Source organism: Streptomyces lomondensis (genome assembly GCF_014651035.1).
GTDB lineage: Bacteria > Actinomycetota > Actinomycetes > Streptomycetales > Streptomycetaceae > Streptomyces > Streptomyces lomondensis.
Window position 1 is genome coordinate 46,105 of sequence record NZ_BMWC01000008.1, and the last position, 23,692, is coordinate 69,796.

Sequence of the window (23,692 nt, forward strand, 5' to 3'; positions counted from 1 at the left end):
TTGGGCATACGGGACCAATGGCCCGCGTCCCCGCCGCAGTCCTGAGTGTCCTGAACCCGATCCGCAAGGCCCCGCACGCCCTGGCCCGCCACTACCGCTCCCGCCAGGCGCCCACCACGATCGAACTCGTGCCGCAGCCCCATCCATGGGTCCGCGCGGCGGGACTCGTGGCCGTCGTCCTCTTCGGCGCCTGGCTCGGCCTGCTGGTCGTCGGCAACGTCCGGGTCCCGGTCGGCCCCATGAACACGACGATGACCCTGCGCCCGTCCTTCACCGGCGGCACGAAGATCAACATCTCGCCCCTGGGCGCCCTGGAACTGAACAGCCACATCGCCCCCGTCCGCCTGGACGTGAACGTCGACCAGCTCGACCCGGACCGCTCCCAGGCCCTCGTCGACCACCCCGAACGCCTCTCCGGCCTCCAGGACGAGGTCGCCCAGGACGTCGGCCGCGGCACCTTCGACCTGGCCGTACGGTCATCCGTCGCCGTAGTCGCCGGCGCCACCGCCCTCGGCCTCGCGGTCTACCGCCGCCCCCGCCGCGCCCTGGCCGCCGGCGGCCTCGCCCTCACCCTCCTCGGCGCCTCGGGCGGCACCGCGTACGCCACCTGGCGCCCCGACTCCGTCCTGGAACCGAAGTTCTCCGGCCTGCTCACCTCGGCCCCCTCCCTGGTCGGCAACGCGCGCAGCATCGTCACGGAATTCGACGTCTACCAAAAGGAACTGGCCCGCCTGGTCACCAACGTGACCAAGCTCTACGACGCCACCTCGACCCTCCCCGCCTACGCGCCCGACCCCTCCACCATCCGGGTCCTGCACGTCTCCGACATCCACCTGAACCCGGCGAGCTGGAAGATCATCGCCTCGCTCGTGGAGCAGTACAAGGTGGACGTGATCGTCGACTCGGGCGACACGATGGACCACGGCACGGCCGCGGAGAACGGCTTCCTGGACCCCATCGAGGACCTCGGCGCGCCCTACGTCTGGGTGCGCGGCAACCACGACTCGATGATCACCCAGCGCTATATGGAGGGCCTGAAGAACGTCCACGTCATGGACGAAGGCCGGGCCCGGACGATCAAGGGCCTGCGCTTCGCGGGCATCGGCGACCCGCAGTTCACCCCGGACCGCTCGAAGCAGCCCGGCGCCGAGCAGTCCCAGGAGCTGGCCGGCGCCCGCCTGGCCACGGCCCTGCGCGACCAGCGCGCGGCCGGCACCCCGGTCGACATCGCCATCGCGCACGAGCCGTCCGCGGCCCGCGAGGTCGACGGCGAGGTGCCCCTGGTCCTGGCCGGCCATCTGCACCACGACGAGATGGAGGTCCTGAAGTACGGCACCCGGCTCCGCATCGAGGGCTCCACGGGCGGCAGCGGTCTGCGCGCCATCGAGGGCAAAGACCCCGACCCCATCGAGGCGTCGATCCTCTACTTCGACCGGGACACCCGCCATCTCCAGGCCTGGGACGAGATCGAACTGGGCGGCCTCGGCCTCACGACAGCCGAGGTCAGCCGCCACCTCCCGGAGGAGAACCAGCCCGGCGCGAGCCCGTCCCCGAGCACCCCCACGCAGACCGCTCCCTCCCCCTCCTCCTAAACCGTTTTGGCGATAGCTCCCGCCATCCCATATGCTTCTCACGTCCCCGACGCGCTGAGAAGCGCCCAGGCGGGCCGATAGCCCTCATCGTCTAGCGGCCTAGGACGCCGCCCTTTCAAGGCGGTAGCACGGGTTCGAATCCCGTTGGGGGCACGCACCACCCTGTGCGACACTGTCGTACGACACGCTTGGTCCTGTGGAGCAGTTTGGAGTGCTCGCCACCCTGTCAAGGTGGAGGCCGCGGGTTCAAATCCCGTCAGGACCGCTGAGGTTTCACGTGAAACCTCGTGGCTGGGTAGCTCAGTTGGTACGAGCGTCCGCCTGAAAAGCGGAAGGTCGCCGGTTCGACCCCGGCCCCAGCCACCGCAGCCCTCACCAGGGCTTGAGCCCCTCTCCGTCGACAGCGGAGAGGGGCTCTTTCGTGCCGTCTACGCCAACCGGTACGCCAACACGTTCGAGTGCGTCCCATCTGCCAGGAACTCGCGACGCTGAAGCGAGGCAACCAGCCACAAGTCACCCGAGCGAGTTCAAGGCTCCCTGCCCCATCTGGATGGCGATCTGGCCAGCGATAGTCCCGGCGGCCCCAGAGAGCCCCTCCAGGATGCGATCCGTCAAGGCGCGCAGGCGCCCTTGGTCTGGAGCACCGGACGTGGCTTCCCCATGCAGCTCCTGCGCTACTCGCTCCAACTCGACTCGCTGAGGCTCCGCAAGGTTCAGAGTGCTGCTGACTTGCCCAACGTACCCAGCAAGCTGAACGAAAGCCGTTGGATCAATCCCAGCGCTGTTGTTCTGTGTGACGTTCTCCTGCTCGCCAATGATGACGCCCTGCGCGTTTGGCAGATACGTGTTGTACACGTTGCCCACGTTGGCTTGCGGCTTGATGAAGTCGGACACGGTTCTCCCACTCTCCACACATTCGATTCCGCGAGCGAGGAGCGTGGGCACCAAGACATCTCCGCCCCAGGCGCTCCTCCCCTTAACCATGTGTTGCTCGCTCAGGTATCGGAACGCCTTGCCCACTTCTTCCGTTGTCAGTGGATCACCATAAAAGTGCACATCAGGGTCTTGGATCATCTCGGCGAGCGAACGCACGTTCTCCTCTTCATGGTCGTAAAGCCACCGAAGTATTTCGTTACGGACAAAGGCGGCACGTTCTCTGCGATTGGCACGTTTCTCTCGAATGGCCTGCAACTCTGAAACGCCAGCCGGGGCGAGTGCGACACTGCGCCCCTGATCAATTCCAGGGTCACTCAACAAGCCAGAATCGAACAAGCTTCCGATTATTGATCGAAGCTGCAGGGCGGAGACTCCGTTATGGAACGCCCACGACTCGACATCCAGCACGTCCGAGTGAGTCTCAACAACCTTCTGTTCAACCCACTCCAGCAACGAGAAACGCTGCCGATCAAAGCGACTCATGAAGTGTGATGCTAGTCACGCTTGCGGTCGCGATGGGGGCGAACGGCTGATTTCGCGTCTTCCCTGGGCGCCGACGTGGTCAATTCCGGTCTCTTCGAGTGGGTGCGCCTACTCGCTGCCGACGCACCCCAGAGCTCTCAGAAAAGCTGGTCGCCGAGTCGGCTCAGCGCCTTCCGCTGCTCGCCCAGTGAGGCGTGCGCGTACACCTTCATCGTCACGCCGATGTCGCTGTGGCCGACGACCTGCCGGACGACATGCGGCGGCACCCCCAGGTCGAGCAGGAGCGACACCGCAGAGTGTCGGAGGTCGTGAAACCGGATCTCGAAACCCAGCCGTGAGCGAAGTGGGTACCAACTCCGCCGGAGGTTGTCTGGCTCCAGTGGGGTGCCGATGCGGGAGGTGAAGACCAGCCCGTGTTCCTTCCACCCCATGCCGGCGGCGGCCCGTTCCTGCGCCTGTCGCTCGCGGTGCTCGCTGAGCGCCTTAACGACGACGGGCGGGAGAGGGACGGTACGGACTGAGGCGAGGGTCTTGGGCTTGACCAGCCTCAGCTCACCGCCGACGCGCTGTAGAGCGCGCTCCACGATCAGCGTTTCGCGGTCGAGGTCGACCGCATCCCAGCGCAGCCCGAGCAGCTCGCCCCGTCGCATCCCCAGGACCAGGGCGAGCACGTACAGCGCGTGCAACCGGTCCTCGGCAGACTCTCGGATGAGGAGCCTGGCGTCAGCAACGCTGAGCCCCTTCCCGGTGTCGTACGAGGGCGTGGGGACCTGCACGAGCTGGGCGACGTTCCGCACGATCAGTTCCTCCCGTACGGCGTTCTGGAGCGCGTTGCGGAGCACGGCATGAATGGACTGCACCATGCGGCGGGACAGCAGGGCCTTGCAGCACTCCCCCGTCGCGCAGCACTGCGGCTCGGGTCGTTCCTTGTCCCAGCCGTGCTTGCAGCACTGGCACTCGGAGGCAACGCAGGCCAGCCACGTCCGGACCTCGGCGGCGCGCAGGGTGCGGATCTTCTTCCGCCCCAGCCCGGGGACCAGGTGGACCCGGGCCACGCTCTCGTAGCCCTGGTAGGTCTTGGGGCGGCGGTGGACCTTCACCACGGTCGCGAGCCAGTAGGTCAGGTAGTCCTCCAGGTTCATGTTCGTGTCGGGCACCGGGATGCCCTGGTTCTCCTGCGCCTGGAGTTCGGTGATCTTCTGGCGCACCTCGTCACGGGTCTTGCCGTAGACCGAGACACGCTTGCGAATGCCGCTGGTTGTCGTCACGTACACGCGGCCGTGGTACGTGCCGTCCTTGCGGATCGTGATGCTGCCTTCGCCGTTGGCGCGCTTGGCCATCAGGCGGCCTCCTCCAGTCGGTTTTGCATGAAGGCTTGGACCGCGTCGGCAGGGACTCGGCGGGCCCGGCCGACGGTGAAGCTCGGGAGCTGCTTGGAGCGGATCAGGTCGTAGACCTTGAAGCGGCTCAGGCGGAGGGCCGTCATGACCTCAGGGACGGTCAGCGCCTGGTGGGTGGTGGGCAGGGCGGGGCTCATGCGGTGACTCCTCCGGGGCAGTCCGTCGGGGGTCTCTCTGAGGGCCGCTACTTCCGCTACCGCCGCTACCGCGCAGGTCAGAGGCCTGTGCGGGGTAGCGGGAAGGGGTAGCGGTAGCGGATGGGTAGCGGCGCGGTAGCGGCAACCGGCAACGGTTGCCGCTACCGCGTTAGTGCTGGTCAAGCAGCGTTTTCGGTGCCCGGTAGCGGAGGTAGCGGACTTTCCGGGGGTGGGGGGCAGTAGCGGGCCCAGGCGTCCCGGAGATCGGCGGCGTAGTAGCCCTTGAGTACGCTCCCGGCTGCCTTGATGTTGCGGGACGTGATGGGCTCGTTGTCGGCCGTCATGTACTCCGCGAGCATCCGCGACAGGCGCCGGTTGTCGAGCGGCTTGCCGTTCAGGTCGGCCCAGGGGGCGTCGTCGAGGGCGTTGAGCCGGTCGAGGATGGCGACGGTGGGCAGGCGGTCGATGCCGACCATGACGTGGTCGCGCAGATCGGTCAGCAGCCGAACGCCCAGGCTTCCCTTGTCGTTGGCCTTGGAGGCGGTCACCAGCGTCACGCAGGCTGCCCGTGCCCGCTCGGGCCAGTCCCCGCCGGCCGCGTCGGCGACGGCGAGCAAAGGTTCCCACACGTCTGCCGGCCGGTCACTCACTCCGTCCGGCATGTCCGGCCAGGCCCCCATGACGAACCCGCGTGCCTGCTCTGCCCACGTGGCGATCCGGTCACGGAGCTTGTGCCCTTCCGCTTCGTGGATGCGGGCCCGGAACGGCTCCACCTTCTCGTTCCTCGCGCGGCGTCGCATGCGGATGACGACGGAGCGGCTCAGGATCGTGTCCGGCAGCGAGCCGAGACCGGCGACGGCGACGGCGCAGTACGAGGGGAAGGCCTGCACGGTCTGCTGCCCGCCGTCGCCGATGCACCGGTAGGTGACCCCGGTGCGGCGGTGTCCAGCGTTGAGGAACCCGCGCAGTTCCTCGTTGTCCCCCGCCTTGGGACCGAAGACTGTGTCGATCTCGTCGAACAGGATCGTGGGTTTGCCGTTGCCTGCGGAGACGGACCGGAACAGGGCGGCGGCGGACGCGTTGACGGCCGTCATGGGCTGCGGCACGAGCGTTTCGACGATTTCCAGTGCCCGGGTCTTGCCCGACCCCGGTTCGGGGGACAGGAAGGCGATCCGGGGCGTGGAGTCGAAGCAGTCGAGCAGGTGAGCGTGCGCGTCCCACAGTGCGACCGCGACGAATGCGGCGTCGGTGGGGAAGACGTTGAAGCGCCGGTGGAAGGCTTCCACCTCGTCGAGCAGAGCGGCGCCGTCGATGGGACTGGTCATGCGGCGGCCCTTCCTTCCTCGGTCCTGCGGAGCGGGCAGGTGTCGCGGTGGATGTCGTACTTGCTGAGCAGCGCGGCCACGGCGCGGGCACCGGTGGCGTTGCCGGTCTGGCCGCAACGGCAGGCGTAGGCGGCGGTGGGGGTGTCGCCGTAGCGCTTGGACCAGCGGGCCCCGTCGTAGTGGTCGCGGTAGACCGGCGGGGCATAGATGCGCAGGCCGGGCCGCTCCGGTGTGGGGTTGTCCGGGTCACCGGCCTGCGGCTCAGGGCTTGTTCGGACGCCCTTGCGGGCGACGCCTGTCGGCTCGCCCACGGCCGCAGCGTCCACAGGCTGTGGAGCGGCATGCAGCCTGATGGGGCGGACGGTGGGGCAATCCAGGGCGGGGGGAGTCGGCGCCGTCATGCCGCCTCCCGTGGGGTGGCGTGGGCGATGATCCAGTCCAGTGCGCTGCGGATCGTCGTGCGGCACTCGGCCGGCGGCAGGCCCGTAGCCTCCCCCGCCCCCTGGATTGCCTCCTCCACCACGTGCCGGGGGATGTCGCCCCACGCCACGAACCGCCCCACCTTGCAGGCGCTGCGGTGCAGCGTGTTGTTCCGCCCGTTCGGCCCGCCCTCGGTCGCGGCGGCGATGACCGCGCACTCCCGCTCCAGCGCCACCCGGGCGGCGAGGGTGCCGTCATGGACCCGCACGGGCACCGCAGCGGGCCTGTCAGGTTCCGTGAGCAACGCGGTGAGCCACGCGGGGAGTTCGGCTACGGGTGCCTCGTGGGCGACCTCGTAAGTGCCGTCGGGTGTGGTGCTGCCGGGGGCGACGACGTAGCCGCCCCAGGCGCGGGTGTCGATGTGCGGCCCGAGCCGTTCCACGCTGCACTTCAGCCGCACCCCCGTGGGGGCGGTGAAGTAGAGGTGTTCACCGCGCGCGGTCCGCACCCGGTAGGTGTCGGGGAGGCCCTGTCCGGCGCGCTCGCAGAGCGCCTGCAAGGAAGTGGCGCCGTCAGGCGCTCCTTGTGGCTCTTCCGCCTTGACCGGGTCGAGGTCGATGACGAGCAGCCCGGCCGGGCCGGTCGCGATTCCGACGTTGTAGGGCCGGTGGGCCCACGCCGCGTGGATCAGATCCGGGTCGGTGGTGGCGCGCTCTTCGGGGGTGCGGTGCCCGTCGGCGCACCGGCCGGTGCGGGGGCAGGCCCGTTCGGCGTGCCCGGCTGGCCGCTTGCTGCCGGGGTGCAGCGGGATGACGGGCCAGCCGCGTTCGGCCGCCGTGAGCGCGGACGCGAGCAGCGGCAGGCACTCCAGGCTCGCGGTCGTGATCTCGCTCATGCCGCCACCCCCCATGCGGGCGCGGCGGTGGTTGCCCCCAGCAGCAAGCCGTAGGCGTGGTGGGCCTGTTGGGGCACTACACCGTTGCCGAGGATCTTGAGCTGTTCCCGGCGGGGGATGTCGGGGACGGCGGTGACCCAGCCGGCGGGCAGGCCCATCATCCATTCCGCGAACGCCGGCGACAGGCGCCGGTTGCCGCGGGTGCCCGGCTCGGTCGGGCAGGGCGCCGGACGTCCGGTGACGCGCTCCCAACGGCGGATGGCGGGCCCGTAGTCGGTGCCGTCGGCCGCTACCCACCGCCCGTTGAGCCGCACGGCCTGGCCGGGCAGGTAGTACCGGCCCGACGCGTCCCGCTGGTTCGGCCCGCCGTGCGGTCCGTCAGACGCCTTCGGGGTGGGCAGCAGGTTGACGACCACCTCGTCGAGCGGGCGCGTGTTCCTGCCCAGCAGGCTGCGGACGGCGTCCGTCAGGGTGCTGCCGTAGCCGCTTCCGTACGGTGTTCCGTCGGACCGGAAGTTCGCGGTCCCCCTCGAATCGGCCGCTGTGGGCGTGGGCAGCAGCCTCACTCCTCCGGCGGCGCCGGGAGCCTGGTGACGACGGTCCGCAGGTTCATCCCACCCTTGCGCTTCGGGGACGTTCCGGGACCGCCAGTGCCGTCCGCCGTGGTCGGGGTCGGCATCAGCGGGATGGGCAACTGCGAACCACCGGTCCCGCGGGTGCGGGGCTCCGACTTCGGCGTCACCAGCTCGTAGACATGTCCACCGCGCGTCATACCCGAGCGCGGCCAGGTCCGCGGCGACGACGTCCAGCCCCCTCGAGCGGAGCGCCGCCACGTTTTCCAGGAAGACGAGGCGCGGTCGAAGGACGCCCACAGCCTCAGCGACGTTTTTCCAGACCCGCGACCACTGCCCATGGATTCCGTCCCTTCGTCCAGCGTTGGAGATGTTGCGGCAGGGGAAACCGGCCCCGACCACGTCCGGGGCGTACAGGTCCCGCACCCGGTGCCAGTCGACGGCGGTGATGTCCCCGAGGTTCGGCACCCCGGGGTGATGCGCGGCGAACACCGCCGCAGCGAACGGGTCGGACTCGGCATAGGCGGCGACCTGGCCGCCGGTCCCGGCACCGATGGCCTCTTCGAGTCCGCCGTAGCCGGCGCACAGCGCCAGCAGGCGGGGCGGCGAGCCCGAGGCTCGCCTGATGTCGGTGGGTTGCGTCATGCTGGGAGACCTCCACAGGTCTGTTGACGGTCTGGTGGAAGGCGGCGGCCCCGGTTCTTGGCGGAAGGGGGCCGCCGTCGTCGTGAGATGGGTCAGGCGGCGGCGGACTCGTCGCCGCGCGTCGCGGCCAAGCAGCCGTCCGGGGTACGGACGACGGCGCCGCTCGTGGTGAGGGCCTTGACGGCCTTGGACACGGCACCCTTGGACAAGCCCGTGAGCGTCACCAAGTCCTTCTGCCGGACGGGGGTGTCGGCCATCTCGATGGCCTTCAGTACGCGGGCGGCGGCACCGTCCGACGCGGGGGTCGTCTCGGGCGCGGTGTCCTTGACGAGCGTGAGCGTCGGGGCGCCAGCGGCTTCCACCGTGGGAGCGACCGAGCGGGACCACGGGGTGCGGTCGGGCAGGGCGATGACCACGGACTTGTCCATGTAGCGGACCTTGACGGGGTCGGGCTTGCGCTTGCCGTCCCGGATCAGCGCCACACCGGGAACGGGCAGTTCGTCGGCGTTCCATCCCTTGGCCTGTGCGTCCTCCCCGAGGACGACGCGGGCTTCGGCCGGCGTACGCACGGCCAGGCAGATGGAGACGCCGATCTGTGGGGCGATCTGCTTGGGGATGCCGTCGCCGATGGTGGGCTTCTGCGTCATCCACCACAGGTCGATGCACGCCGCGCGTCCCATGCGGGCGATGGACTCCAGGGCCGGAAGTGCGGAGCGGTTGACGGTGCGGGTCTTGCCGTCGCCGGTCTCGGTCTCGTAGGGGACCTTGTCGGCGGCGGTCATGACTTCGGCGCCCTCGTCGACGACGACCGTGATGCGCGGCCGGCCCAGGGTGGGGGTCCATGTGTCCTGTCCCTTGGGCAGGATGCTGAGCCGCTCCAGCATCTCCGTCTCCAGCTCATCGGTCACGTCGATGACCTCGTGCGGGGTGGAGGCGACGCGGGCCCGGTGGTCCCACAGGCGGCCTTCCACGCGCTTGAGGTCGATGATGACGAGCGCGTTCGTGGCGCCCTCGGACGCGTCGAACAGCAGCGGCCGGGACGCCACCGACTTGCCCGCGCCGGACCGTCCGGCGATGAGCAGCCGTTCCCCGAGCGGCACGGTGACCTGCTCGCCGGTGACGGTGTCGATGCCGAGGGAGCGCCGCTCGGGCGTCCATGTCAGGTCGTCGCCGTCGGCCGCGCTGCGGGTGCGCACGGTGAGTTCGGCCCAGCCGCCTTGCTTGCCCGCCTTGATCTGCATGCGCAGGCTCGTGCGGGCCCCGAGCAGGGCGCGAATGTGGTCCTCGGCCGCGCGGAGCTTGGTCGCGGTCCAGGTGCCGTCGAGGCGGACGGCGCACACGATCCCGGCTTCGGTCAGCTTGGGCCGGCCGGTCAGCGTCCCGGCGAGCCCGCGCTGTTCGGCGTGTTCCCTCCAGTGCTGAGGCTGAAGGCGCTTCAGCAGCGCCGACTCCTCAGCAGTCGGCTTCAGGCCGCTGGTGTCGCGCTCGCGCACCGCGATCCACACCGACAGCGCGGTGACGGCCGCGACGACGGCGACGGCCGACCACACCCACACGCGCGCAGAGACCTGCGGCAGCCACACGTATCCGGCGACACCGAGCGCGGTGGCCGTCTTGGTGGCTAACAGCCACATCGGGTCCGGGACGCGCCGCTTGGCGGTGCGCAACTCGCGCTCGGCGCGGTGGCGCAGGGGGGTGACGCCCTCGGGGTCGATGGCGCGTGCGGTGGCGAGCGCCCGACGAGCGTCGCGCACGAGGGGCTTGCGTTCGGCGCGCAGTGCGCGGCGGCGCTCGGCTTCCTTGCGCCAGTGATCGGCGGTCCAGCGGGCGGCGGTGGCTGCGTACTGGCGGTGGGTACGCCAGACTTGTCCGTGACTCACGAGTGGTCCTCTTCTCAGGGGTGGTGGGTCGGTGGTGACGGGCCCTGCGACGGCCCGTCACCACACGCGCGTGTTACGCGGAGTGAGCAGGTTTCCGGTTTCCTGGTTTCCGAGATGGTCCCTACGCGCGTGCGCGCGAGGACGGAAACTTCCGTCACCCTGCGTCGCTACGGGGGTTGTGGCGGCCGAACGGCCTTCCGGGGGTCAAACCCCACCCGGAAGGCCCCTCAAGCGCCCTGCGGGCCGCCTACGGCCTCGGGGCGGTTCAGCGGCCCTTCCGGCCGCGCCGGCCGGTGCCCTTGCCGCCGTCGCCGACGGCGCGAACGACGGTGACGACGGCCCAGCCGAGCACGAGGGCGATGAACGCGAGCATCGCCAGGTTCGCGGCGATGGCGGTCAGGGCGCCGACGAGCAGCGGGCCGAAGTAGACGCCAGCCGCTACCGCACCAGCGCCGACACCGGAGCCGAGCGCGACGCGCTGCACCGTGCGGTCCGGCGGAGCCTGGTGGATGTGCACCACCTGTGGCCCGGCAGGCTGCTGGACGGGCAGAGCGGCGGGGTCGGCGTAGACGTGGCTGCCGTCTGGGAGCTGAACGACCGTCAACGGGCGGTGTGCGGGAAGCTGTTCCATGACGCACCCTCCGGGGCGTTGTCGGGGAAAGCACAGGCAGAGCACATGCCGAGCGATGGCGGGATGACGTATCCCGCGTCGCGGCGGCAGGCGGGACAGGTACGGCGGGCGGCGTTCGCCTTGGCCAAGGCCGCCCAGCGGGCCGGGGTCATCGCACGCACCGGCTTCGCGCGATCGATGCGGTAGAGGTAGGCGACCAGCGGACCCCGCCGGCGCCGGGGCCGCTCCACCTGAGCCGCCACCCCCTGACCCCCCGGCCGCAGGCCGAGGGCGCGGAGCTGGCGGTAGGTGGCGTAGCCGTCCGGGGCGAGCCGCCACCGGTAGACGGGCAGGGCACCCATCAGGCGACCTGAAGGCCGCGCTCGACGCGCAGGGTGTCGCGCAGGGTCCGGGCGTTCGCCGGTGAGGTGCGAACCTCACGGCGGATGCCCTCGGCCGTCAGCCTCGTGTCCGGCCAATCGGCCGTGACCTTCCGGGCCTCGTCGAGCAGCTCATCCGGGGTGCGCTTCGGACGCGGCGTGCGGGCGGCCTCGGGCACGCGGCCCGTAGCGCGGCGCGGCCGGGTCGACTCGGCAGCCACCGCACGCCGCTCGATCGGCGCCGGGGTCGGCTGCTCGATGGCCCCGACCGGCTTGGCCGGGATGTTCGACTTCAGGAAGCCGACGGCCACCGCTCGGGGCAGCGCCGTGACGTTCGGCGTGATCGGCGCCGGGGTCGATACCGCGAGGTCAGAACTAGACCGATTCCTCTCGGTATTTGTCGATTCCTCCGCATTCGCGGTCGGCGCTGCGATCGGGGCGGGGCGGTGGTGCAGCACCTTCGCCACAAGGTCCGACCCGAAGTAGATCGATCCCACCGGCAGCGAGGTGGCCAGCAACACCAGGGCCCAGTTCGCCGGGTCCCAGTCGGCCAGTCGACCCCAGTCGACCGAGCGGCCGTGCAGCTCCGGGACCAGGCCGTGCACGTAGTTCAGCACGAGTGAGGCGATGGTGTAGCCAGCCAGCACCCGCAGCGCGAAGGTCCGGTCCCGTCCGGCGAGCACGAGCGTCGCGATCAGGGCCAGAGCCATGAGGCCATCGACGACGAACGGGTACAGCATCGCGGCCGTGTCGTCGGCGCCGATGGCGCCCGCAACGTCGCGCAGAGCGTTCCAGGACACCCGGAAAGCCATCGCGACCACGACGACCAGCGCGAGCACGAGGGCCGCGCGGCCCTTGCGGTGAAGACTCACGCCGCACCCCCTGCCGTGAGCAGGGCGGCCAGGATGAGCAGCGCCCCACCGGTGCAGGTCAGGTCGACCGCACGGCGCAGGCATGTGAACTTGGCGACCGCGAGCCGGGAGAGACCGGCGATGTCAGCGGCCAGGTCGGTGGCGACGGCGTCTGTGATCTCCTCGGCGGTGAGCGTGGCCCACAGCGGGAACCCGTGCCGGCCGCGCAGGTTCGGGCGGGTCGAGCGCAGCAGCAGCCCGGCCGCCGCGACCAGCAGCGCGATACCGGCCCCGCCCACGAGGTAGGCGGGGAGGTTCAGCGGCAGGTCACGGGCGACCGTCCAGGCGCCGGCGAGTACGGCGCCGACGAACGCCAGCAGTAACCCGGTTTTGGTGTCGGTCCGCGTGATCTCGGCCTTCACCTCGGCGTGCGCGGCGGTCAGGCTCCGGGTGGTGGTGCTCATGCGGCACCCCCGGGCAGGGTCGCGGCGGCGGTGCGGTTGGCCAGGATGAGACGCTCGGCGAGCACCCGGCGGCGGGCCCGGCGGATGCGCCGGTTGTCCAGCTCGGTCGGGGTGCGGTCCAGGGTGATGATCTGCGCGTCCAGCAACTCGATGTCCGCCCGAATGACGGGCATCTCCTGCTCGATCGCGTCCAGCTCCGCGTTCGTCGGCTCCATCCAGTCGGCGAACGCGGTAACAGCGTCCTGGACAGTGACGATGTGGTCCATGGGTCGTGGTCTCCCTAGCAGGTGAAACGGCCCGAACAGCGGCCCCGGTGTTCCAGCACCGGGGCCGCGCGCCGTTGAAGTCGGAACATCCGGCTCCCCTCAGCGCCGCTCGTACGAGACGAGCAGCGGAGGCAACCGGCCGCAGCAGGCTGCGGAGATTGAGTCGCGCTGTACCTCACACGGGGACCCCGTGTGGCCGCCTACTTGGCCGAGGAGAGGCGGCGTAATCCCCATTCAGTTGTCAAGGAACTGACGCTTCCTTCGTACTCACCCGCCTGAGCTGGGCTTTCCTCCGGACGTTCCGCGCCGCCCCCGGTACGCCTGTCGTGGGCACAGGCGCGCCGAGGTTCAGCAACCGCTGATCCGGTCGGTGTGACCGGCGGGCACATCCCTAGGGTTCCCTAAGGTTCCCTGCGGTGTCAAGCGGTAAGCTAGGGAACCTAAGGGCACTGCGATGAGGGAGCTGACGAAATGGCTGGTCAGGCTGACAATCGAGCGCCATACGCGCGGATTGCCGCCCATTACGCGGACCTGATCGCGTCGGGTCAGCTACAGCCGGGAACACTTCTGCCGAGCATCAAAAACCTCTCGGAGGAGTGGAGTGTGAGCACCGCGACGGCCGAGAAGGCGTTGCGCAAGCTGCGCAACGATGGCCTGGTGAGGGGGATCCACGGAATCGGGACGGAGGTCTTGGACCGCCCCGGCCCAATGTCTTCGGGATCCCAACGGCAGGACCGCGGGCGGCGTACCGGATCGAGTTGGGGATCAGGCGAGCGGTCCGACTCGCACCAGGCCGCCGTGGTACCCGCGCCGGCAGACGTGGCTCAAGCCCTTGACATTGAGCCCGGTTCCGAGGTGATCCGGCGACGCCGGGTGTACAGGGACCGGCATGGCATCGTGGCACACAGCACGTCCTGGATCCCCGCTCGGTACGGGAAGCTCATCCCGCAGTTGGCGATGAGCGAGCGACTGACCGGGGGAACCTCGCTCCAGCTCATCGCGCAGGCGACCGGCCGCCCGATCACCCATCGAATCGACTCCGCCTCTGCACGCCTGCTGACAGCGGAGGATGCCCAACTCCTGGAGTTGGACCCGAGGACCCCACCCGATGAACCAGTGGTCGTCATGACAGCGAAATTCATCGACAGCGAGGGCAGCATCGTGGAGTACGGCGTCGACCTCGGCGCTCCTGGGCGCACCTGGCGGACGGAGTCGGAGGTCTTCCAGTGACATTCGAGGACGACACGCTCTTGAGCGTGCTCGAAGACCGCTTGGGTACTCTGCTTGCCGCTCGACGTAGCGGCCCGCTCGCCCCCGAAGCCGAAGCCGAAATGTCTGCCATCACCCAGACAATGACAAGGTCAATGCCCCCACGTCCGCCCTTCTGCGTCCTGATGGCCGGGTTGCCCGGCTCCGGCAAGACAACGCTCGCGCGTGTTCTCACCGCTCGCGGGTTCGTGCGCCTGTCCGTCGATGAGGAGATGTGGCGCCGCCACGGCGTGTATGGCGTGGACTTCCCGCGGGGCACTTTTCCCACCCTTGAGCGTCCGGTCCTTGAAGATCTCGCCGTGGAGCTCCGCAAGCACCTGGAGGCTGGGCACGACGTTGTCGTCGACCATGGCTTCTGGACGCCGGACGACCGCGCACGTTGGCGCGCCATCGCGACCGACGCCGGCGCCACTCCGGTGCTCGTCTATCTCGCAGCAAGCCACGATGAACTCTGGGCACGGATCAGCAAGCGCAACAAGGACCACGCGCACGACCCCAACGCGATCTACTTCTCCGAGAGCGACCTCCAGCGGTACCGCACTCGGTTCACACCTCCCGGATCGGAGGAACCGCACTTCACGTACCGCGGCGATCCCGCGGCCGTGGTCGCGGCACTTGACGCCGCTCGCCCCTGACCCTCACCACGCCCGGCGCCGCCGGCTTCAGCGCTCACATAGAACATGCGAGGCAGCGAAGCGAGCAGCGGTTGAGACCTTCGTCACATACGTGGTTGATGCGAAGGCAACTGTCATCAGGGGTCACAATCGGACGACGCCACTGGCGCCGTCTCTTATGGCTCGACATGGGCGCCCGGGCAGCGCATGCGGGGAAGTGCGTGTCCCAGGGGGACACAGTGCCGCGACCTGCACATTGCTTCTTAAAAAGTGCAACATCGGGTTGCAACCCAACCTTACAAAACCCCAGATGGCATTGCATGGCAATGCCGATACGGGGACTCTGACGCGGGGGTTGCACTAGCGAAGCGCAACCCTTGGTGCCTGTTTCACAAGGTGCGCGATTCGCGTCTGATGGGTCACCCTGTTGGCTCCTAACCGCAGCGCCTGCCCCCGCCACACTTTGCCGGCGGACGGGGGCAGCACGCCTGACTCATCGGAGAGCCGTAATGAGTGTTGCCCAGTGCTTACCTCTGCCGTCAAGTGAAGCCCGCGTCCGTTGGGTCGTTGTGGCGATCCTGGTCGTAGTCGCGACCGCTTCACGGCAGGTCGCAGAAGTCCTCGCCTGCGCCGCGAGTGCTGCGGCGGTAGTCGGCCTTAGTGCCTCCCAGAAGTGCAGTGGAGTGACGCACTAGGTCTGCGTTGGCGTACGCCAACCCGTACGCCAACAACAGCGCACAAGGACGAGCAACCGAGGCCGCCTGCGCCCTGCGCGATCAGGCCCTCGCCCGCCAGGACACGGCCTGAAAAGCGGAAGGTCGCCGGTTCGACCCCGGCCCCAGCCACCGCAGCCCTCACCGGGCCTGAGCCCCTCTCCGTCGACAGCGGAGAGGGGCTCTTTCGTGCTGTCTCGTCCGCAGTTGCCGCACCAGGGCCGACCTCAAAAGAGCCCTCGAATATGACACGCAGTACATGTCCGTGCACACAGAGCGTGAACTAGTTCACGCCGTGGCCATCACCGCCGCAGCAGCGTGCGTGCTGGTTCCGCAGTCGGGTTCACAGCCGGCACACGCTTCCTGCGTGAGCGATGAGTTCGGGCGGCGGATCGGGTCTGCCCTGGCATGACTCGAATCATCGCTGACATCTCGGCCTCCCTCGACGGCTTCGTCACCGGGCCCGGCGTGCTGGGTGCAGGGACGCCCCTGTTCACCGGCGGAGCGCCGCGCACGCTGGTGCAGCGGAGCGTGACTTCGGCATCGCCGGCGACGCACCTGACCTACGACGTCCTCCGGTGATCCGATGACCACCGTCAACGCCAATGGGATCACCTTGGGCATCGAGTCGTTCAGTGCCGACGACGCGCCACTCGTCCTGCTCGCGGGCGGGACGACGATGCTCTCCTGGCCCGACGCGCTGTGCGAGCGCCTCGCTGCCGGCGGGCGCCGCGTGGTGCGCTACGACCTGCGCGACAGCGGGGAGTCGACGACGGCGGACCCGACGGCGCCCGCCTACACCCTGCGCGACCTCGCCGCCGATGCGGCGGCCCTTGCCGACGTGCTCGGCGGCGGGCCCGCGCACCTCGCGGGGGTCGGCGTCGGCGGGATGGTCGCCCAAGTGGCCGTCCTCGACCATCCGGACGCGTTCTCGGCACTCACCCTGGTCGGCACCCGCGCGGTTGCGCCCGGCCCGCCCGATGACGACCTCCCCGACCACGACCAGGCGACGATGAGCCGGCTGTTCGCGCGTCCGATGCCCGACTGGGCCGACCGCGAGGCGGTGGCGGAGTTCGCCGCCGCCAGCGCGGAGATCCTCGGCGACGACCCCGTCGCCGCGCGTGCGATCGCCACACGCATCTGGGACCGCACGCCCGGCACCGCACCCCCGGTCCAGATGGCCAACCAGATGGGCATGGTGTTCTCCAGGCTCGACTGCAAACCCCGCTGGCGCGAGCGCCTGCCCGAGATCGAGGTCCCCACGCTCGTCGTCCACGGCCGCCGCAACCGCTTCTTCCCCCTCGGCAACGGCGAGGCGATCGCCCGCGAGATCCCCGGGGCGCAGCTGCTCGCCCTCGAGGAGACCGCCACCGCGATCCCCGATGCGGCGGTCGGCGAGGTCGCCGAGGCGATGCTCACCCTCGGGTAGAAGGCCGGTTCGACCCCGGCCCCCAGCCCAGCAGAAGCCCCGTCGAGAATTCGACGGGGCTTCACCCTTCGCCGAGGACCTCCACGGCGGGCAGCCGAAGGAGCCACAGGCCGCCGCAGGCACCCGGCCCCACCGCCGGAGGCAAAAGCGTTCGCCACGAAATTCCGTGGGATGAGATCCTGGACCCCGTATGTCTACGCAATCCGCCCCCGCCCTCGGCGCCCTCGCCCCCCGCCTGACCGAGCTGTCCCTGCGCGACGCGCACCGGCTCGGGCGCAGGCTCGAAGGTGCGCGCAAGATCCGTAAGCCGGAGGCCCGGTCCGCCGTCCTCGCCGAGATCGAGGCCGAGATCGCCAAGGGCGAGGAGCGTATCGCCACCCGGCGCTCCCGCGTGCCCCGCGTCACGTACCCCGAGCAACTGCCGGTCAGCCAGAAGAAGGACGACATCGCGGCCGCGATCCGCGACCATCAGGTCGTGATCGTCGCCGGCGAGACCGGCTCCGGCAAGACGACGCAGATCCCCAAGATCTGCATGGAGCTCGGCCGTGGCGTGCGCGGCATGATCGGCCACACCCAGCCGAGGAGGATCGCCGCCCGGACCGTCGCCGAGCGCGTCGCGGAGGAGCTGGACACCCCTCTCGGCGAGGCCGTCGGCTGGAAGGTCCGCTTCACCGACCAGGTCGACCCGGACGCCACCTTCGTCAAGCTGATGACGGACGGCATCCTGCTCGCCGAGATCCAGACCGACCGCGAGCTGCGCGCCTACGACACGATCATCATCGACGAGGCCCACGAGCGGTCCCTCAACATCGACTTCCTGCTCGGCTACCTCGCCCAGCTGCTGCCCAAGCGCCCGGACCTCAAGGTCGTCATCACCTCGGCGACGATCGACCCCGAGCGCTTCTCCCGGCACTTCGGCGACGCCCCGATCATCGAGGTCAGCGGCCGTACGTACCCGGTGGAGGTCCGCTACCGCCCGCTCCTGGAGGAGGACGGCGACGACGCCGACCGCGACCAGATCACGGCGATCATCGACGCGGTCGAGGAGCTTCAGAAGGAGGGCCAGGGCGACATCCTCGTCTTCCTCTCCGGCGAACGCGAGATCCGTGACACGGCAGACGCCCTGACCAAGAAGAACTACCGCTTCACGGAGATCCTGCCCCTCTACGCCCGGCTGTCGCACGCCGAACAGCACCGCGTCTTCCAGCCGCACACCGGACGCAGGATCGTGCTGGCCACGAACGTCGCCGAGACCTCGCTGACCGTCCCGGGCATCAAGTACGTCATCGACCCGGGCTTCGCGCGGATCTCCCGCTACAGCCACCGCACCAAGGTCCAGCGCCTCCCCATCGAGCCGGTCTCCCAGGCCAGCGCCAACCAGCGCAAGGGCCGCTGCGGCCGTACGTCCGACGGCATCTGCATCCGGCTGTACAGCGAGGAGGACTTCGACGCGCGCCCGGAGTTCACGGACGCCGAGATCCTCCGGACGAACCTCGCCTCCGTCATCCTGCAGATGACCGCGGCCGGCCTCGGCGACATCGAGAAGTTCCCCTTCATCGACCCGCCGGACCACCGCAACATCCGCGACGGCGTGCAGCTGCTCCAGGAGCTGGGCGCCCTCGACCCGGCGCAGAAGGACCCCCGCAAGCGGCTCACGGACACCGGCCGCAAGCTCGCCCAGCTGCCCGTCGACCCGCGGCTGGCCCGCATGGTCCTGGAGGCGGACAGGAACGGCTGCGTCCGCGAGGTGATGGTCATAGCCGCCGCGCTGTCCATCCAGGACCCGCGCGAGCGCCCCGCCGACAAGCAGACCCAGGCCGACCAGCAGCACGCCCGCTTCAAGGACGAGACCAGCGACTTCCTGGCCTACCTCAACCTCTGGCGCTACATCCGCGAGCAGCAGAAGGAGCGCGGCTCGTCCTCCTTCCGCCGGATGTGCAAGCAGGAGTACCTCAACTTCCTTCGCATCCGCGAATGGCAGGACATCTACAGCCAGTTGCGCACGGTCGCGAAACAGATGGGCATCCACCTCAACGAGGACGACGCCCCGGCCGACCGCATCCACGTCTCCCTCCTGGCCGGCCTGCTGTCGCACATCGGCATGAAGGACGTGAAGGACGGCGCGAAGAACGAGTACCTGGGCGCCCGCAACGCCAAGTTCGCGATCTTCCCGGGCTCGGCCCTCTTCAAGAAGCCCCCGCGCTTCGTGATGTCCGCCGAACTCGTCGAGACCTCCCGCCTCTGGGCCCGGGTCAACGCCAAGATCGAGCCCGAGTGGGTCGAACCCCTCGCCCAGCACCTCGTCAAGCGCACCTACAGCGAACCGCACTGGGAGAAGGACCAGGCCGCGGTGATGGCGTACGAGAAGGTGACGCTGTACGGCGTGCCGATCGTGGCGCAGCGGAAGGTCAACTACGGGCGGATCGACCCGGAGGCCAGCCGCGAGCTGTTCATCCGGAACGCGCTCGTCGAAGGCGACTGGCGCACGCACCACAAGTTCTTCTCGGACAACCGCCGGCTCCTCACCGAGGTCGAGGAGCTGGAGCACCGGGCCCGGCGCCGGGACATCCTCGTCGACGACGAGACGCTGTTCGACTTCTACGACCAGCGCATCCCCGAACACGTCGTCTCCGGCGCCCACTTCGACTCCTGGTGGAAGCACAAGCGGCACGAGCAGCCCGACTTCCTCGACTTCGAGCGCGAGATGCTCATCAACGAGAAGGCGGGCGAGGTCACCAAGGCCGACTACCCCGACTCGTGGCGCCAGGGGAACCTCAAGTTCCGTGTGACGTACCAGTTTGAGCCGGGCGCGGACGCCGACGGCGTGACCGTCCACATCCCGCTCCAGGTCCTCAACCAGGTCACGGACGAGGGCTTCGACTGGCAGATCCCGGGCCTGCGGGAGGAACTGGTCACGGAGCTCATCCGGTCCCTGCCCAAGCCGATCCGCCGCAACTACGTCCCCGCGCCCAACTACGCGAAGGCCTTCCTGGACAAGGCGGTCCCCCTCCAGGAGCCGCTCACGACGACCATGGCGCGCGAGCTGAGGCTCATGGTCGGCGTGCCCTTCGACGCGGACGACTTCGACTGGTCGAAGGTCCCCGACCACCTCAAGATCACGTTCCGGATCGTCGACGAACGCCGCCGCAAGCTGGCCGAGGACAAGGACCTGGAGACGCTGAAGCTCCGGCTGAAGCCGAAGGCGCGCAAGGCCCTCTCGCAGGCGGCAGCGGCGACGGCGGAACGCCAGGGCGGCGAGTCCCTGGAGCGCAAGGGCCTCACCGACTGGACGATCGGCACGCTCACCCGCGTCTTCGAGACCCGCCGGGCCGGCCAGCCGGTGAAGGCGTACCCGGCGCTGGTCGACGACGGCGACACGGTCTCCGTCCGCCTCTTCGACACCGAGGCCGAGCAGGCCGAGGCGATGTGGAAGGGCACGCGCCGGCTGATCCTGCGCAACATCCCGGTCAACCCGGCGAAGTTCGCCTCCGAGAAACTGACGAACGCCCAGAAGCTGGCCCTGTCCGCGAATCCGCACGGCTCCGTCCAGGGCCTGTTCGACGACTGCGCGATGGCCGCCGCCGACAAGCTGATCGCGGACTTCGGCGGGCCGGCGTGGGACGAGGAGTCGTACCGGAAGCTGTACGACAAGGTGCGCGCCGAGATCGTCGACACGACCGTCCGTACGGTGGGCCAGGTGCAGCAGGTCCTGGCGGCCTGGCAGGCCTGTGAGCGCCGTCTGAAGGCCGTCCGCAGCCCCGCGCTGCTGCCGAACCTCCAGGACGTGCGGCGGCAGCTGGACGCCCTGGTGAAGCCGGGCTTCGTGACGGAGGCGGGGGTGCGCCGGATGCCCGACCTGATGCGCTACCTGGTCGCGGCCGACCGGCGCCTCCAGCAGATGCCGACGAACGTCCAGCGCGACACCACGCGCATGGAGAAGGTCCAGGAGATGCAGGACGAGTACGCCTGGCTCCTGGAGCAGATGCCGCAGGGCCGGCCGGTGCCGCGGCAGGTCCTGGACGTCCGCTGGATGCTGGAGGAGCTACGCGTCAGCTATTTCGCCCATGCGCTCGGCACGGCGTACCCGGTCTCCGACAAGCGGATCGTGAAGGCGATCGACGCGCTGGCGCCGTAACGGCATGCGCACGCAGGGTGAGTTCGACCAGGGGGCTCACCCTCCTGTACAGTCTCTTCTCGCAGCGCAACGCAAGAAAAGTGCCGCGAAACCTGGTCCTGTGGAGCAGTTTGGAGTGCTCGCCACCCTGTCAAGGTGGAGGCCGCGGGTTCAAATCCCGTCAGGACCGCAGTGAGAAGGGCTCGGATCTTCGGATCCGGGCCCTTTTTCGTGTGCCCTGACCTCCCGAGGAGCCCTCCCCACCCCCTCACGCCGTCTTGACGGCCCTTCGTTCGCTAGGTACCCCAGAACCAGGGCCGTTCCCCGTACGGCCCCCTGGAGGTGGCGTATGGCGGCATCGGCTAGGCACGAGACGCGGGCCCTGCTCCGCGCGCACCTGGCGGCCGCGTCGTCGTACCGGCATCTCACACGACACTGCCCGATCTGCCACCACCTGCTGCGGCTGGCGATGGAGTCGGCCCCGCGCGCCGCCCGGGCCGCGACCCCGGTCACCGAGGAGGCCGTCGAGGACGAGAGCCCCGCGCCCGCGTGATCGCCGCCGGGTCTCAACACCCGCACCGGCAGGGGATGCTGGAGCCGCGGGCTCCTCTACCGCACCGGCGCCAGAGCTAACAAGCCGCTTGGTATGTGACGGGTGTCACCGCATGAGTTCTGGAAAGTGCGGTATTTACCCGCCTCCTACAACAGGTCAATTTAATATGTGCAATTGCACCCCACCCGGGGCACCGCGCACAGGGGATCCGACACCCCTCCCCAGACTCCGACAAGGCCACTCACAGCGAGCCCGGCAGCCCCCCAGTCCGCGCACAAAAAAGATCGCGCTGGACCCGGCGGAGTCCAGCGCGACCGACGACGCACCCTGTTACGTGCCTGCAAGGCTCTTACTTGCTTGGGCGTGGGGCCTGTTGGGGCAGGACCCGCGTCGCTTGGAGCTGTGGTTCCGGACGTCACGGCCAGTGGGGGACCGGCCGGTTTGCCCGGTTATTCAGTTGTTCAGGCCTCGCTGCGCTGCTGCGGGATGCCCGCGAGCAGGGCGCGGACCTCGGCCTCGCGGTAGCGCCGATGCCCGCCGAGCGTGCGGATCGACGTGAGCTTGCCGGCCTTCGCCCACCGCGTGACCGTCTTGGGGTCGACGCGGAACATCGTGGCGACCTCAGCCGGGGTCAGCAGCGGCTCGGCATCAGGGGTGCGAGCGGTCATGAGCGGCCTCCTCGGGAGAACCGAACCTTCTCGGTTCTTTCCTCTAAATTCTGCACCTTGACCCGCGTTGCCCGAAATGGCGGACGCGAGTCGAGTCGGTTATAGGACGAACGGCTTGTCCTCGGCACTACAACTACACCATCTGTCCAGCCGCGTCGGCCAAACCGATGGAATTGCCCCTCCAGGTGTTCATCAGCGACGGAAGCCGATGGACCATGCCATAGCGGACAGTCACGCCGCTGTGACGATCAGTCACAGGGCGATCAGGAGTCACGAGACCCCCCAAAGCGTGCAATGCTGAGATTCCGCCCATAGTGCAGCACTAGGGACGGAAGGAGCCCTCCCCGGACTCCTTGTCCTATTTTGGCATGAGGAGGGGCAAGGGGCGCAAGGGCCACGTACGTGTAGTCCGTCACGCTTGGCCTACTTGAGAGGTACGCCCGGATCGGGTCCTACGTCCCTTGTTGACGAAGCTTCAGGAAACGCACACTGCGCTTCAGGAACTCGGTGCGAGGACGAAACCCCAAATCGGGCGGTTCGTCAAACGTCAGTTCGTGACCGACCACGAGCGGTCCGTACCGAAACCAAGGTCAGAGGTCAGTTCGCGGACCGTAGATCCCGTACGGAACGCCACCGCTCCACCAGCCGCCCGTACGCCGCCCCCGCGGCCGTCCCGTCGCCCCGGCGCAGCGCGGCGATGCCCTCGGCCACGTCCGCCGCCGAATGGTCGTCCTCCAGGGCGCCGGCCGGCAGGGCGTGCACCAGGCCGCCGTAGTCCAGCTCCACGAGCGAGCGCGGGTGGAACTCCTCCAGCCAGCGCCCGACGTCCACCAGACCGTCGATCAGCGGCCCCTCGTCCATGGCCTCCTTCAGGGCCCTGAGGCCCCGGGCCACGCGCCGCCGGGCCTGAACCATGGGCGTGCGGTAGCGCAGCACGGGCGGGCTGCCGGCCGAGGCGCCCTTGTCGTACTCGCGCTCCTCGTCAGAGACGAGCACGAACCAGTTGATCGGCACCTGCCAGGTCGCCGTACGGATCCACGGCCGGGCGTCGGGGTTGATCGCCAGCCAGCGCTCGTAGTCCTGGGCGGCCTGGCGGCGCAGGACGGGCGGCAGGACCGCGTCCAGGACCGGCGGCGGGAGCTCCTCCGAGAGGTCCTCCAAGGCCAGCCAGCCGCGCAGCCGGGTGCGCCAGGGGCAGACGCAGACGACGCCGTCGACGTCGAGCACGAAGGCGTCCTCGCTCTCGTGCACCGGCACCGGGACCGGCGGCGTGGGCGCCAAGTCGGCCAGCGCGCGGCGGAGTTCGTCCTGGTACGACGGGCGGTCCGTACGGCGGGCGTAGCGGGCCCAGTGGCCGCGCTCCGGCTCGGGGAAGGCGGCCAGCGGTTCGTACACGCGCAGATAGGTCGCGTAGGGGACGATCACCGAGGACACCTTGGGCACGCCTGCTCCCTCCCCCGCGCTCCGTCGTGAAAA

21 protein-coding genes, 4 tRNA genes and 1 pseudogene are annotated in these 23,692 nt (G+C 69.4%); 11 read left to right on the forward strand and 15 right to left on the reverse strand.

The window, feature by feature from the left end; genetic code table 11:
• Positions 1 to 17: 17 nt before the first annotated feature.
• The 4 genes from IE255_RS25250 (at position 18) to IE255_RS25265 (ending at position 1,955) form a co-directional block, all read left to right on the forward strand.
• On the forward strand, positions 18 to 1,592 hold the full coding sequence (locus IE255_RS25250; RefSeq protein WP_190052671.1) for a metallophosphoesterase family protein: 1,575 nt from the start codon (positions 18 to 20) through the stop codon (positions 1,590 to 1,592).
• Positions 1,593 to 1,672: 80 nt separating this feature from the next.
• A tRNA-Glu gene (locus IE255_RS25255) sits at positions 1,673 to 1,745 on the forward strand.
• Positions 1,746 to 1,782: 37 nt separating this feature from the next.
• Positions 1,783 to 1,857, forward strand: a tRNA-Asp gene (locus tag IE255_RS25260).
• Between the two features lie 24 nt (positions 1,858 to 1,881).
• A tRNA-Phe gene (locus IE255_RS25265) sits at positions 1,882 to 1,955 on the forward strand.
• A gap of 150 nt (positions 1,956 to 2,105) precedes the next feature.
• Here IE255_RS25265 and IE255_RS25270 read toward each other — a convergent pair.
• The 13 genes from IE255_RS25270 to IE255_RS25330 form a co-directional block, all read right to left on the reverse strand.
• Positions 2,106 to 3,011, reverse strand: a complete 906-nt coding sequence (locus tag IE255_RS25270) for a hypothetical protein (RefSeq protein ID WP_190052672.1) — start codon at positions 3,009 to 3,011, stop codon at positions 2,106 to 2,108.
• A 137-nt stretch (positions 3,012 to 3,148) separates the two neighbouring features.
• On the reverse strand, positions 3,149 to 4,351 hold the full coding sequence (locus IE255_RS25275) for a site-specific integrase (protein WP_190052673.1): 1,203 nt from the start codon (positions 4,349 to 4,351) through the stop codon (positions 3,149 to 3,151).
• Positions 4,351 to 4,548, reverse strand: coding sequence for a helix-turn-helix domain-containing protein (locus tag IE255_RS25280; protein ID WP_190052674.1), 198 nt, complete (start codon positions 4,546 to 4,548; stop codon positions 4,351 to 4,353). Before IE255_RS25280 ends, IE255_RS25275 begins: the two co-directional genes overlap by 1 nt.
• 179 nt (positions 4,549 to 4,727) lie before the next feature.
• The gene (locus IE255_RS25285) at positions 4,728 to 5,873 is read right to left on the reverse strand and encodes a DUF3631 domain-containing protein (protein ID WP_190052675.1); all 1,146 of its coding nucleotides are present in this window, start codon (positions 5,871 to 5,873) and stop codon (positions 4,728 to 4,730) included.
• Positions 5,870 to 6,184 carry a heme oxygenase-like domain-containing protein gene (locus IE255_RS25290; RefSeq protein WP_190052676.1) on the reverse strand — a complete coding sequence of 105 codons (315 nt, stop codon included), beginning with the start codon at positions 6,182 to 6,184 and terminating at the stop codon, positions 5,870 to 5,872. Before IE255_RS25290 ends, IE255_RS25285 begins: the two co-directional genes overlap by 4 nt.
• An 86-nt stretch (positions 6,185 to 6,270) precedes the next feature.
• Entirely contained in the window at positions 6,271 to 7,188 is a 918-nt protein-coding gene (locus IE255_RS25295) for a bifunctional DNA primase/polymerase (RefSeq protein ID WP_190052677.1), read from the reverse strand.
• Complete coding sequence (locus tag IE255_RS25300) at positions 7,185 to 8,405, reverse strand: DNA cytosine methyltransferase (protein ID WP_190052678.1); 1,221 nt, start codon at positions 8,403 to 8,405, stop codon at positions 7,185 to 7,187. The genes IE255_RS25295 and IE255_RS25300 overlap by 4 nt, the downstream gene beginning before the upstream one ends.
• A 92-nt stretch (positions 8,406 to 8,497) precedes the next feature.
• A complete protein-coding gene (locus IE255_RS25305; protein WP_190052679.1) occupies positions 8,498 to 10,285 on the reverse strand; it encodes a MarR family transcriptional regulator in 1,788 nt (595 codons plus the stop codon).
• Positions 10,286 to 10,550: 265 nt separating this feature from the next.
• On the reverse strand, positions 10,551 to 10,916 hold the full coding sequence (locus IE255_RS25310) for a DUF6251 family protein (RefSeq protein WP_190052680.1): 366 nt from the start codon (positions 10,914 to 10,916) through the stop codon (positions 10,551 to 10,553).
• Positions 10,886 to 11,257, reverse strand: a complete 372-nt coding sequence (locus IE255_RS25315; protein WP_190052681.1) for an RRQRL motif-containing zinc-binding protein — start codon at positions 11,255 to 11,257, stop codon at positions 10,886 to 10,888. The genes IE255_RS25310 and IE255_RS25315 overlap by 31 nt, the downstream gene beginning before the upstream one ends.
• Positions 11,257 to 12,087: a DUF2637 domain-containing protein gene (locus IE255_RS25320; protein WP_229906602.1), complete on the reverse strand. Its 831-nt coding sequence runs from the start codon at positions 12,085 to 12,087 to the stop codon at positions 11,257 to 11,259. The genes IE255_RS25315 and IE255_RS25320 overlap by 1 nt, the downstream gene beginning before the upstream one ends.
• A 56-nt stretch (positions 12,088 to 12,143) precedes the next feature.
• Positions 12,144 to 12,590, reverse strand: a complete 447-nt coding sequence (locus IE255_RS25325) for a Pycsar system effector family protein (RefSeq protein ID WP_190052683.1) — start codon at positions 12,588 to 12,590, stop codon at positions 12,144 to 12,146.
• On the reverse strand, positions 12,587 to 12,856 hold the full coding sequence (locus IE255_RS25330) for a DUF6284 family protein (protein WP_190052684.1): 270 nt from the start codon (positions 12,854 to 12,856) through the stop codon (positions 12,587 to 12,589). The genes IE255_RS25325 and IE255_RS25330 overlap by 4 nt, the downstream gene beginning before the upstream one ends.
• 471 nt (positions 12,857 to 13,327) lie before the next feature.
• Here IE255_RS25330 and IE255_RS25335 point away from each other — a divergent pair, with 471 nt between their 5' ends.
• From IE255_RS25335 to IE255_RS25365, 7 genes and pseudogenes are all read left to right on the forward strand, one after another.
• Positions 13,328 to 14,086 (forward strand): GntR family transcriptional regulator, encoded by a 759-nt coding sequence (locus tag IE255_RS25335; protein WP_190052685.1) that lies wholly within the window; start codon positions 13,328 to 13,330, stop codon positions 14,084 to 14,086.
• A complete protein-coding gene (locus IE255_RS25340; RefSeq protein WP_190052686.1) occupies positions 14,083 to 14,760 on the forward strand; it encodes a P-loop nucleotide/nucleoside kinase family protein in 678 nt (225 codons plus the stop codon). Before IE255_RS25335 ends, IE255_RS25340 begins: the two co-directional genes overlap by 4 nt.
• Before the next feature lie 1,154 nt (positions 14,761 to 15,914).
• A pseudogene (locus tag IE255_RS25345) lies at positions 15,915 to 16,034 on the forward strand (dihydrofolate reductase family protein); the annotation flags it as partial.
• Positions 16,035 to 16,038: 4 nt separating this feature from the next.
• Positions 16,039 to 16,881, forward strand: coding sequence for an alpha/beta fold hydrolase (locus tag IE255_RS25350; protein ID WP_190052687.1), 843 nt, complete (start codon positions 16,039 to 16,041; stop codon positions 16,879 to 16,881).
• 190 nt (positions 16,882 to 17,071) lie between these two features.
• On the forward strand, positions 17,072 to 21,016 hold the full coding sequence (hrpA, locus tag IE255_RS25355; RefSeq protein WP_190052688.1) for an ATP-dependent RNA helicase HrpA: 3,945 nt from the start codon (positions 17,072 to 17,074) through the stop codon (positions 21,014 to 21,016).
• Positions 21,017 to 21,110: 94 nt separating this feature from the next.
• Positions 21,111 to 21,185, forward strand: a tRNA-Asp gene (locus tag IE255_RS25360).
• 159 nt (positions 21,186 to 21,344) lie between these two features.
• Positions 21,345 to 21,548 (forward strand): DUF6274 family protein, encoded by a 204-nt coding sequence (locus tag IE255_RS25365; protein WP_190052689.1) that lies wholly within the window; start codon positions 21,345 to 21,347, stop codon positions 21,546 to 21,548.
• A gap of 461 nt (positions 21,549 to 22,009) precedes the next feature.
• On the opposite strand, the gene bldC is transcribed toward IE255_RS25365, so the two are convergent.
• Together bldC and IE255_RS25375 are read right to left on the reverse strand one after the other, a co-directional pair.
• On the reverse strand, positions 22,010 to 22,216 hold the full coding sequence (gene bldC / locus IE255_RS25370; protein ID WP_003949541.1) for a developmental transcriptional regulator BldC: 207 nt from the start codon (positions 22,214 to 22,216) through the stop codon (positions 22,010 to 22,012).
• 597 nt (positions 22,217 to 22,813) lie between these two features.
• Positions 22,814 to 23,659, reverse strand: coding sequence for a DUF8083 family protein (locus tag IE255_RS25375; protein WP_190052690.1), 846 nt, complete (start codon positions 23,657 to 23,659; stop codon positions 22,814 to 22,816).
• Positions 23,660 to 23,692: the final 33 nt, after the last annotated feature.

What these genes read in the sequence shown, in the direction of transcription:
- IE255_RS25250 (WP_190052671.1), top strand. Translation starts at nt 18, where the DNA reads ATGGCCCGCGTCCCCGCCGCAGTCCTGAGTGTCCTGAACCCGATCCGC.
- IE255_RS25270 (WP_190052672.1), bottom strand. Translation starts at nt 3,011, where the DNA reads ATGAGTCGCTTTGATCGGCAGCGTTTCTCGTTGCTGGAGTGGGTTGAA.
- IE255_RS25275 (WP_190052673.1), bottom strand. Translation starts at nt 4,351, where the DNA reads ATGGCCAAGCGCGCCAACGGCGAAGGCAGCATCACGATCCGCAAGGAC.
- IE255_RS25280 (WP_190052674.1), bottom strand. Translation starts at nt 4,548, where the DNA reads ATGAGCCCCGCCCTGCCCACCACCCACCAGGCGCTGACCGTCCCTGAG.
- IE255_RS25285 (WP_190052675.1), bottom strand. Translation starts at nt 5,873, where the DNA reads ATGACCAGTCCCATCGACGGCGCCGCTCTGCTCGACGAGGTGGAAGCC.
- IE255_RS25295 (WP_190052677.1), bottom strand. Translation starts at nt 7,188, where the DNA reads ATGAGCGAGATCACGACCGCGAGCCTGGAGTGCCTGCCGCTGCTCGCG.
- IE255_RS25300 (WP_190052678.1), bottom strand. Translation starts at nt 8,405, where the DNA reads ATGACGCAACCCACCGACATCAGGCGAGCCTCGGGCTCGCCGCCCCGC.
- IE255_RS25310 (WP_190052680.1), bottom strand. Translation starts at nt 10,916, where the DNA reads ATGGAACAGCTTCCCGCACACCGCCCGTTGACGGTCGTTCAGCTCCCA.
- IE255_RS25315 (WP_190052681.1), bottom strand. Translation starts at nt 11,257, where the DNA reads ATGGGTGCCCTGCCCGTCTACCGGTGGCGGCTCGCCCCGGACGGCTAC.
- IE255_RS25320 (WP_229906602.1), bottom strand. Translation starts at nt 12,087, where the DNA reads ATGGCTTTCCGGGTGTCCTGGAACGCTCTGCGCGACGTTGCGGGCGCC.
- IE255_RS25325 (WP_190052683.1), bottom strand. Translation starts at nt 12,590, where the DNA reads ATGAGCACCACCACCCGGAGCCTGACCGCCGCGCACGCCGAGGTGAAG.
- IE255_RS25330 (WP_190052684.1), bottom strand. Translation starts at nt 12,856, where the DNA reads ATGGACCACATCGTCACTGTCCAGGACGCTGTTACCGCGTTCGCCGAC.
- IE255_RS25335 (WP_190052685.1), top strand. Translation starts at nt 13,328, where the DNA reads ATGGCTGGTCAGGCTGACAATCGAGCGCCATACGCGCGGATTGCCGCC.
- IE255_RS25350 (WP_190052687.1), top strand. Translation starts at nt 16,039, where the DNA reads ATGACCACCGTCAACGCCAATGGGATCACCTTGGGCATCGAGTCGTTC.
- hrpA (WP_190052688.1), top strand. Translation starts at nt 17,072, where the DNA reads ATGTCTACGCAATCCGCCCCCGCCCTCGGCGCCCTCGCCCCCCGCCTG.
- IE255_RS25365 (WP_190052689.1), top strand. Translation starts at nt 21,345, where the DNA reads ATGGCGGCATCGGCTAGGCACGAGACGCGGGCCCTGCTCCGCGCGCAC.
- bldC (WP_003949541.1), bottom strand. Translation starts at nt 22,216, where the DNA reads ATGACCGCTCGCACCCCTGATGCCGAGCCGCTGCTGACCCCGGCTGAG.